This window comes from Intestinibacter sp. (genome assembly GCF_022780145.1).
Lineage (GTDB): Bacteria > Bacillota > Clostridia > Peptostreptococcales > Peptostreptococcaceae > Intestinibacter.
Window position 1 is genome coordinate 1 of sequence record NZ_JALEXO010000035.1, and the last position, 9,107, is coordinate 9,107.

11 protein-coding genes and 1 riboswitch are annotated in these 9,107 nt (G+C 31.1%); of the genes, 4 read left to right on the forward strand and 7 right to left on the reverse strand.

What is annotated here, in order from left to right:
• Positions 1–510 (reverse strand): FGGY family carbohydrate kinase (locus MR593_RS01340; RefSeq protein WP_290686154.1); only part of this gene is annotated, 510 nt, incomplete at its 3' end.
• A gap of 126 nt (positions 511–636) precedes the next feature.
• Positions 637–756: riboswitch (FMN riboswitch) on the reverse strand.
• A gap of 126 nt (positions 757–882) precedes the next feature.
• Between MR593_RS01340 and MR593_RS01345 the strand changes: the two genes are divergently transcribed.
• Complete coding sequence (locus MR593_RS01345; RefSeq protein WP_290686156.1) at positions 883–1,410, forward strand: CDP-alcohol phosphatidyltransferase family protein; 528 nt, start codon at positions 883–885, stop codon at positions 1,408–1,410.
• 64 nt (positions 1,411–1,474) lie between these two features.
• On the opposite strand, the gene MR593_RS01350 is transcribed toward MR593_RS01345, so the two are convergent.
• From MR593_RS01350 to MR593_RS01360, 3 genes are all read right to left on the reverse strand, one after another.
• The gene (locus tag MR593_RS01350; RefSeq protein WP_290686159.1) at positions 1,475–2,419 is read right to left on the reverse strand and encodes an ROK family protein; all 945 of its coding nucleotides are present in this window, start codon (positions 2,417–2,419) and stop codon (positions 1,475–1,477) included.
• A gap of 49 nt (positions 2,420–2,468) precedes the next feature.
• Positions 2,469–4,484 (reverse strand): molybdopterin-containing oxidoreductase family protein, encoded by a 2,016-nt coding sequence (locus MR593_RS01355; RefSeq protein WP_290686162.1) that lies wholly within the window; start codon positions 4,482–4,484, stop codon positions 2,469–2,471.
• Between the two features lie 195 nt (positions 4,485–4,679).
• The gene (locus MR593_RS01360; protein WP_290686164.1) at positions 4,680–5,108 is read right to left on the reverse strand and encodes a cytochrome b/b6 domain-containing protein; all 429 of its coding nucleotides are present in this window, start codon (positions 5,106–5,108) and stop codon (positions 4,680–4,682) included.
• 173 nt (positions 5,109–5,281) lie between these two features.
• Here MR593_RS01360 and MR593_RS01365 point away from each other — a divergent pair, with 173 nt between their 5' ends.
• From MR593_RS01365 to MR593_RS01375, 3 genes are all read left to right on the forward strand, one after another.
• Complete coding sequence (locus MR593_RS01365) at positions 5,282–5,992, forward strand: helix-turn-helix transcriptional regulator (RefSeq protein WP_290686167.1); 711 nt, start codon at positions 5,282–5,284, stop codon at positions 5,990–5,992.
• Between the two features lie 103 nt (positions 5,993–6,095).
• Positions 6,096–6,743, forward strand: coding sequence for a chloramphenicol acetyltransferase (locus tag MR593_RS01370; protein WP_290686172.1), 648 nt, complete (start codon positions 6,096–6,098; stop codon positions 6,741–6,743).
• Positions 6,744–6,799: 56 nt separating this feature from the next.
• Entirely contained in the window at positions 6,800–7,645 is an 846-nt protein-coding gene (locus MR593_RS01375) for a MerR family transcriptional regulator (protein WP_290686174.1), read from the forward strand.
• A gap of 47 nt (positions 7,646–7,692) precedes the next feature.
• Here the strand turns inward: MR593_RS01375 and MR593_RS01380 are convergent, their stop codons facing one another.
• From MR593_RS01380 to MR593_RS01390, 3 genes are all read right to left on the reverse strand, one after another.
• Positions 7,693–8,190 (reverse strand): GNAT family N-acetyltransferase, encoded by a 498-nt coding sequence (locus tag MR593_RS01380; protein WP_290686176.1) that lies wholly within the window; start codon positions 8,188–8,190, stop codon positions 7,693–7,695.
• 2 nt (positions 8,191–8,192) lie between these two features.
• Positions 8,193–8,903, reverse strand: a complete 711-nt coding sequence (locus MR593_RS01385; protein ID WP_290686178.1) for a flavodoxin family protein — start codon at positions 8,901–8,903, stop codon at positions 8,193–8,195.
• A gap of 20 nt (positions 8,904–8,923) precedes the next feature.
• The coding region (locus tag MR593_RS01390) for a hypothetical protein (protein WP_331474708.1) at positions 8,924–9,107 on the reverse strand (184 nt) is incomplete at its 5' end.

The following is a 9,107-nucleotide window of genomic DNA, read 5'->3' on the forward strand; positions in this document are numbered from 1 at the left end:
AAGTCCAGCTAATTTAGCTAAAACATATGGTCCATTGTTCAAAAGCTTTGCACCATTTTCTCTAAATCCATCTACATTTTTTAAGAACCAACGCGCAAATAAAGGTGGGTAAAAAGAATCAACATAAGCATTTCCACTTTCAGTCGCCCAGATATCCTCGACATTTTCGTTCAACCATTTTGCATCTTCCTTAGTTCTTGAATCTAGATAATTTATATAAGGTGTAATAGGGTTTAAATCCTCGTCAACTCCAACAATTCCGCAGATAACACCATCACCGCAGATAGCTCTGATATCTTTAGGGTCTATACCACTAGTTTCAACACAGTATTTTATACCTTCTATTACCCCTGATAAATAATCGTTTACATCCATTTCAAGCCATTCAGGTTTTGGACATTTCAAATTTGTAGCTATCTGAGTTTTAGCCATGCAAACCATATCATCTCTGTATAAAGCAGTCTTAGCACTTTGTGTACCACAATCAAATCCAATATAATATTTTGCCATTTATTATTCCTCCAAATTTTCTACATCTTCGGATATAAATTCGGATATAAAAGTATATATTTTTCTATACTAAAAAAGCTCGAAGAAAAACATCTCCGAGCTCAATACTATCTAAACCATCATTCATTTTCTCTTCTCTCATCCAGACTATACTGTCGGCTTTGGAATTTCACCAAATCAGCTATTAAAAATAGTTCGCGGGCTATCACCGCCGGTAGGGAATTTCACCCTGCCCCGAAGACATATATTATATTTATAGTTTTATAGTAGTCTTATTGTAAAAATATGTCAACAAAATATAGATTTTTCCTTATTTTATGGCAAAATATTATAAAAGATATAATAAATTTGAACTTTGGAGGATTGTAAATAATGAAATATATACCTAACGTTTTATCTTTTTCAAGAATAATTCTATCTATTGTACTTTTTTATTTAAATCCGGAAAAATTACCTTTTATTTTAATATACATAATATGTGGTATTACTGATGTGTTAGATGGCTTCATCGCCCGTAAAATAAACGCTACTAGTGAATTCGGTGCTAAACTCGATAGTGTTGCAGATGTGATTATTATCTCAGTTATTTTATTTAAGTTTATACCTATTTTGAAGTTGAATTTTTATATGATGATATGGATTATTATAATTGCTCTAATTAAGGTTTCTTCTATAATCGTGATTTTTATTAGATTTAAGCAGTTTGGAATGATTCATACTTATTTGAATAAACTAACTGGGTTGTTGATTTTTATTTATCCGATTTCAAATTATTTTATTTCATGTAAATTTTATCTGTATTTAGTTTTTATAATTGCTACAATTACTGCATTAGAAGAAATTTTGATTTGCTCAACTATTGCATCGCTTGATTTAGATAAAAAATCTTATTTTAAATAAACACAGATTATTCTGCTCGTATTTTAATCAAGAAATACGAGCAGAACTTATATTTACTTAAAATTTATTTCAATATTGATGCGCCTATTATTCCAGCATCATTACCTAAAGTCGCTATTAATATATCTGCAAATTCTTCATCCTTATAAGTAATATGTTCTCTGACCATTTCCTTTAACCCGTCTAGTATTATATCTGATGATTTTGATAATCCTCCACCAATTGCAACTACTTCAGGATCTAAAGTATTTACTATATTTGCTATTCCTATAGCTAAATATTTTTTAAATCTTGCTATGACCTCTTTTGCTATTTGGTCATCTTGTCTATATGCATCAAAAACTATTTTAGCATCTATTTTAGAAATATCTCCTTTACACATATCAAGTATCGCACTTGTTGGAGCATTTTCTTCTGATAAAAGCTTTTGTGCGTATTTTATTATCGCTGTTGCTGAACAGAAGGTTTCAAAGCATCCATTATTGCCACAGTTACAATCATAGAAATTTTCCCCTATAATCATATGACCTATTTCAGAGCCTACTCCATGTGCTCCACTGAAAGGTCTTCCGTTGATAACAATTCCGCCACCTACTCCTGTTCCTAGAGTTATAAGAACTGATGAGCTACTGTTTTTAGCGCTTCCAAATCTACTCTCTGCTAAACCTGCTACAGTTGCATCATTTTCTGCTAAAATATCAAATTCAGGAAAAGTATTCTTTAGTGAATTTATAAAATCTACCTTTTTCCAATTTAAATTTACGCAGTTTGCCTTTCCATTTTTGTCAATGTAACCAGGTAGACCGAAGCCTATAGATCCAATTTGTGAAGCATCTATTGAATTTTCTTTGATAATTCTTCTGATTACTCCATCTATATCGGAAATAATTTTGTCAAATCCACCTTTTACATCTGTACTACATTGGTCTCTGTAGACTATTTTTCCTTCACAATCTACAACTCCTATTTTTATTCCTGTTCCGCCGATGTCAACTCCTATATTATACATGTATATGCCCCCTTGTTCTTATTTAATAATTTCTATTTTAAATTTTATACTATTTCATATATTTTTTACACTTTTTTATATCTACTGTGTTTGAATTTAATGTAGTTGCCTCACCTATATCAGATAATCTGTCATCGTGTAATGCGTTGACTAATCTTCCATTTATAGAAAAATCCATATCGTAAACACCCTCTGCTACTACAGCACCTTGAGCTACAGTATCTGTAACCTCTGCTACGAATCCCACTTCTCCTAAATCATTGAAGCAAATTATTTCATCACCATCTTCTATGTTTCTAGATTTTGCATCTTTAGGATTGACCTTTAATGCGACTTTTCCTCTCTTTTCTACGATGTCCTTTCTCTCTAGGAAAATAGAATTTAAAGTTTCACAACTTGGAACAGCAACTAAATTCAATGGATAATCTTGTGATGAGTTTTCTATATATCTAGGTATCTTTTCTTCCATTTCATCATTTGTAATTTGTATCTTTCCTGATTTAGTTTTGATGTCCATGTGATTTGCAAATGGCGTTGAAATAGCACCACCTTGTTTTAAAACAGCTTTATCCTCCTCAGATATAGTCTTCACATCCTTCAAGGATTTTTCAAGTAATTCCTCAAAAATTTCTTCCTCTGTTTTATCGAAATAATCATCTTGATATCCCATAGATTTTGCCAATAATCTAAACATATCCCAGTCACTTTTGCATTCTCCCGGTGGATTTATTATTTTTTTAGCAGTCGCCAAAGTACAGTATCCGTAAGATGTATAGACATCTGTTTGCTCTACAGAAAAAGTTGCAGGAAGTACGATATCCGCGTATTTTGCTGTATCTGTCATAAATCTCTCATGCACTACAGTAAATAAATCCTCTCTCAAAAGACCTTTTATCATTTTATTTTGGTTACTTATAGAGCATACTGGATTTGATGCGTAGACAAATAGGCTTTTAATTGGATTTATTTCATCGTTTAACGCTGATGAAACTTGGTTTATATTTACCATTCTCGCCTTATTTGTTCTAAAATCGTTGCGTGCTATTACATTTTTATCTATGTATGATTTAGAAGATGGCGATGTACCGCATAATCCACCACCTGGGTATTTTATAGCACCTGTGAATATTGATAATATTGTTATAAGCCTTACTGTCATTCCGCCATTTGTATATCTAGAATTTCCGCTACCTAGAATAATTGCTGGCGCTTTTGCCCCTGCGTATTCTCTAGCTAAATTTACGATTGTTTCTTTTGAAATTCCAGTTATTTCTTCTGCCCATTCTGGTGTATAGTTAGTTAGAGTTTCTTTAAATTCTTTATATCCTATAGTATTTTCTAATAAAAATTCTTCATCTTGAAGATTTTCCTCTACCATTACATTCATCATCGCAAGCGCCAAAGCTCCGTCAGTTCCCGGTTTTATCAAAACGACTTGGTCACAGTATTTTTCCATCGGTTTTGAATAAACTTCTATTAAAACTACTTTTTTACCTTGCTTTCTAGCTTTGATTAATTCTGGCATAGCTTGGATTCGAGTTGCCTTCATGTTGCTTCCCCAAACTATGTAATAATCGCTGTCCTTAAGCTCTCTAGGATCTAATGCTCCTGTAGTTCCCATTACTGAATTGTATCCTGCTCCTTTTGCAGAAGAGCATAGAGTCTTAACTAATGAACATGCCCCTATTTTGTTGAACAATGCATCTCCACAGTTTCTCTGTATGACACTCATTACCCCTGAATAGTAAACAGGAAGAATTGCACTTGCACCTTGTTCTTTTATAATTCGCTTCCATTTATTGGTTATTTCCTCTACAGCCTCATCCCATGTTATTGGCTTGAATTTTCCTTCTCCCTTTTTTCCGATTCTTTTTAATGGAGTTAGGATTCTATCCTCTGAGTGAATAGATTTTTCGTATTTTCTCATTTTTTTGCAAATTAGACCATTTGTAGCAGGATGATTTTCGTCTCCTGTCACTTTAAAGATTTTTTGTCCATCTGTTTCTACTAATAATCCACATGAAGTCGGACAATCATATGGGCATATAGTTTTCTCGACTTGCATTTACGAACATCCCCTTTATATTTCAATTTCATAAATTTTTTATTCAATAATCTACTTTTAGATTTTATCGTTTTTTATATCCTTTTTCAATGACATATGTCACACAACTAAAAAATAAAAAGCCTCGGAAATATCGCAAAATATATCCCAGGCTTTTCCATTCCGTATCTATATTTAATTTTAACATAAGGCAAATCAAGCAAATACCTTCTTTACCACACTGCTTATAAATCTCCAATAAAGACCAACGTGCACACCAATTAACACGATTGATAAATACGAAGCTCCTATATGAAGCATTCTCCAAATCGCTATTTTATCGTAATCTGTCGCCTTCATCATAAATATACCGCTTACTATTATTAAAAGCACCATCGCAAACAAAATTGCACTTATAATATATGATACCTTTGTTCTAGTTTTTAGATTTTTGTCAAATAATCTTTTGCTTATATTTACTATCCATTTTTTATTTAAAAGCATATGTATTAAGATAAGCACTCCAAATACTAATCCACTAATAATATGGAATTTAAAGCTGATTAAATTCTTATCAAAAAATGTCACGAATAATACCAGCATTACTATATCCAGTATAAGTTTAAAAATATTTTTCTTGTTCATTCTCTTCCTCCGCTGTCATGTATTTAAATCAATTTTATTGACTTACAAATATAAATAATGTACCATTAATTGATATTGATTTTCATTAACAATATTATAAAATATATTTGGTTTTTTAATTTAAATATATTCGCATTTTTTATAATATATTTAGTTAATTTTGAGGTGAAAAAATGAATTTTATAATTTCAACTATGACAGATTTTTACCAGTGTTGCAGCATAGCTGTCAAGGCTGTTTCTTATGAATTTGAGGAAATATATAAAATCGGATATGATGAATATTTTTATGCGATATATCCTACAAGTGATATTTATAATTTAATCGACAAATGCGAAAATCATATAGATTACATCTTAAATATACACAATAGTATTTATTATAAAATCTTAAGTATTGATAAATATAAAGGATTTTTTGTGCTAGGTCCTATATCTACAAATAAGGCTAATGCTCCTATTCCCTATCGTACGTTAGAATGCTTAAATTATTGCTCTAGCTTTATTTCAAATATTGCAAAAGACAAATTCAATCAAACAATGAACAATAAATCCTTTAACTTGCATATAAAAAAATCCATCGAATATGTTCACGATAACTACGATCAAAATATAAGCATTGACGATGTATGTGAATATCTAAATATTAATAAAAGCTATTTCTGTAGTATTTTTAAAGCTACGACTGGATATACTTTTTGCCATTTTTTAAATCATTTTCGCATAGAAAAGAGCAAAAAACTTCTATTAAATATGGATTTGAGCATACTTGATGTGGCTATAGCTGTTGGATTTAATAATCAAAATTATTATAGTACTGTTTTTAAAAAATTTACTGGGCAAACACCTTTTTCGTATAGAACTTCCTCCTTATCTAAACCTTAAAAATTGCCTTATACAGATTGATTTGATACACTAATATTAAGAAGTAATTTAGTAAAATTTACTATTTATGTTGTATTATAAATTAAAATTCGAGGTGATTATCGTGACAAATTACAAAAAAATAGACATAGAAAACTGGGAACGTAAGGACCACTACCTTTATTATAAGGAAAAATTAAAGGTAGGCTACAGTATGACAGCAAACATAGATGTTACAAAATTTATAGATTACTGTCATAGCAAAAATATTAAATTTTACGCTACATTTATTTATTGCTTGACTAAAACTCTAAATAATTTAGAAAATTTCAAGATGTTCGAGGATGAAAACGGCGATTTATGTGTATGGGATTATCTTGTTCCTAATTACACAATTTTCCATAAGGATGATAATACATTTTCTGATTGCTGGACTGATTTTGACGACGATTTCGAAACTTTTTACACAGCTATTACTAAGGATATGGATTATTACAAGGACGTAAAAGGTGTAAAGGTTAAACCAGGTCAACCAGCGAACTTCTATTGCGTATCATGTGTACCTTGGGTTAATTTCACTGGATTTGGCACATATGTCGCAAACGGTGAACCTAAATATATACCTATCATTACAGCTGGAAAATACGAAGAAAGAGACGGCAAGATTCTTATGCCTTGTACTCTAACAACTGCACATGCTGTATGCGATGGATATCACGTTGGATTATTCTTTAATTCTCTACAAAAAACTTTAGACGATTTTTGCAAGTAAAATATTGACTCTCTCGTAACGTAACGGTTTAGGATTAAACCAAGAGGAGGGATTATATGAAAACTGTAAAGGATGTATCAGATATAACAGGTATAAGCATCAGAACACTACGATATTACGATGAAATAGGATTACTAAAGCCTACTCAATTAACAGAAACAGGTTATCGATTATACGACAATGAGGCATTAGCGAGGTTGCAAGAAATTATGTTTTTCAAAGAATTGGAAATTCCATTATCTGATATAAAAATAATTTTAGAAAATCCAAATTATAATAGAAAACAAGCATTGTTAAATCAAAAATCTCTACTAGAACAAAAACGAAATCATATTAATCGAACTATCGAGTTAATTGAAAATGTAATTGATGAAGTAGATAATATGAACTTCGAATTGCTCAATGATGAAGATATTAAAATGATTGTCGATCATTCTATTAGTTTAATACAAAGCGATACTCTTGAAAAAATAGTTCAACAATTTGGAAGTGTCGAAGCATACCGCAATCTTCTAGAAAAAAATCTTAAGGATGAAAAAATGAGTTCACACCTTATCAAAATGTACGGTAGCAAGGATAAAGCACTAGAAGCTATGTCAAAGGAAACAGATAATAGAGCTTGTTTTGAAGAGCAACAAATTGAAATAGACGAAACTTACAAGCAGTTTGCTTTAGCAAAACAAAAAAATAATTTCGATTTAGCACAAAATGCTGTCAAGCGACTTTCTGAAAGCTACAAGAAAATGTTTAAAATCGATAATGCAAGATATTTACTATTGAAAATAGCAAAGGATTATTTAGATAATTCTAATCCTGTTTTGACAAAATTAACTGATAAACAATACGGGGATGGAATTACACAATACATAGGTCATGCTATTAGATATTATTATGGAGTATAAATCTATATAGGGTTATCACAAAAATCATTTTGCGATAACCCATTATTTTAAATTTCTTTCCAAATCAAAGCAGTATCTTCTACTACTTCGCCATCAAAATTGTTCATTCTATGATTATACTCAACAGCGCCTTTATGCTTATAATAAGATATCGCCTTCTTATTTTTTGACATAGCCCATACAATTACACTAATTATGTGGTTTTCTTTCATATTCTCGAAAAATTTTTCTAAAAGTCTACTTCCTATACCTGAATTTTTAAGAGTGGTATTCACATATAATGCATAAAGTTCCCCTTCAGAGGTTTTGTCATCGATACATCCAGCTACGAATCCTATTACCTGATTATTTTCCTTAGCTACAAATATGAAGTTGTTCGTATCACTTAAAAATTCTGTCCACTTTTTCTCAGCATCATGGTAATTCAAGGATTTAAGATATGAATCTGATACAAATCCATCATATGTAATTCTCCAACTGTCTATGTATATTTTACTTATAGCTTTTATTTCTTCACTTTTCTTATCTATTAAATATATTTGCATAATTATTGCCTCCAAGGACGTACATCTTTAGTCCAGCCATTATTTATCCACCACTCTCTATCAGTTGGATTCCAACCGGCATCTGGTGAAGATTGCATTTTTCTAAATATAGAAAACATTATTTTAGAGCGCAAACTTGCATGAGGATTTTGAACTCTTTTTTTGACTTTAGTTGCAACCTTTTGTGCTTTACTTTTTATTTCTTGTTCTTTTTTCTCATTTAAATCATTTATCCCCATAGCATTACTTATAAGTGGAAAAGTATAGACTTTTGGAACTCCCATCCATTTCAATTGTTTTGCCATAGATCGTACAGTATGATTGGCAAGGGCACCTGCAGATGAACTTATTGTGATTCCGACCTTTGTGAACATTTTTCCATGAGGTCTATGCGTAATCCATCGGTATGCAAAGTGATCCATTAGATTTTTCATTCCTCCACTCATCTCCATTACATAGTTAGGTGAATCTAATATAATTACGTCTGATTCTTCCATTGACTTAATAATTGGCTGCACTTTATCAGCACCGGGACAATGTTCTTCCCCTTTTAAAAAACAATTATTACAACCTACACAAAACCCTGGACCATTCTTTGGCAGAAAAAATTCTTTTAGTTCATCTTCCGAACTCATCAAAAACTCTAAAACTGTATGTGTCATCTTATATGTAACACCTTTATGAGATTGACCGTGAATAACTGTTATCTTCATAATTTTCCTCCTATCAAACCCTATTTTTCAACATGAGCTACAACTCTCAATCTTCTATAATCTATACTCCATTCTTTACTATTCCATAATTTATCTCTTACCTTTGCTTCGAAGTTTTTCAAAATTTGATTTTGTTGTTCTTCAGAAAATTCCTCTAACTCAGTTTTTAAAAACTGTCTTACCCAATTTGCCAGTCCATTTTCC

Bases quoted from the DNA above. Each gene is read 5' to 3' on its own strand.
- MR593_RS01385 (WP_290686178.1), bottom strand. From the start codon at position 8,903: ATGAAGATAACAGTTATTCACGGTCAATCTCATAAAGGTGTTACATAT.
- MR593_RS01345 (WP_290686156.1), top strand. From the start codon at position 883: ATGAAATATATACCTAACGTTTTATCTTTTTCAAGAATAATTCTATCT.
- MR593_RS01375 (WP_290686174.1), top strand. From the start codon at position 6,800: ATGAAAACTGTAAAGGATGTATCAGATATAACAGGTATAAGCATCAGA.
- MR593_RS01380 (WP_290686176.1), bottom strand. From the start codon at position 8,190: ATGCAAATATATTTAATAGATAAGAAAAGTGAAGAAATAAAAGCTATA.
- MR593_RS01355 (WP_290686162.1), bottom strand. From the start codon at position 4,484: ATGCAAGTCGAGAAAACTATATGCCCATATGATTGTCCGACTTCATGT.
- MR593_RS01350 (WP_290686159.1), bottom strand. From the start codon at position 2,419: ATGTATAATATAGGAGTTGACATCGGCGGAACAGGAATAAAAATAGGA.
- MR593_RS01365 (WP_290686167.1), top strand. From the start codon at position 5,282: ATGAATTTTATAATTTCAACTATGACAGATTTTTACCAGTGTTGCAGC.
- MR593_RS01360 (WP_290686164.1), bottom strand. From the start codon at position 5,108: ATGAACAAGAAAAATATTTTTAAACTTATACTGGATATAGTAATGCTG.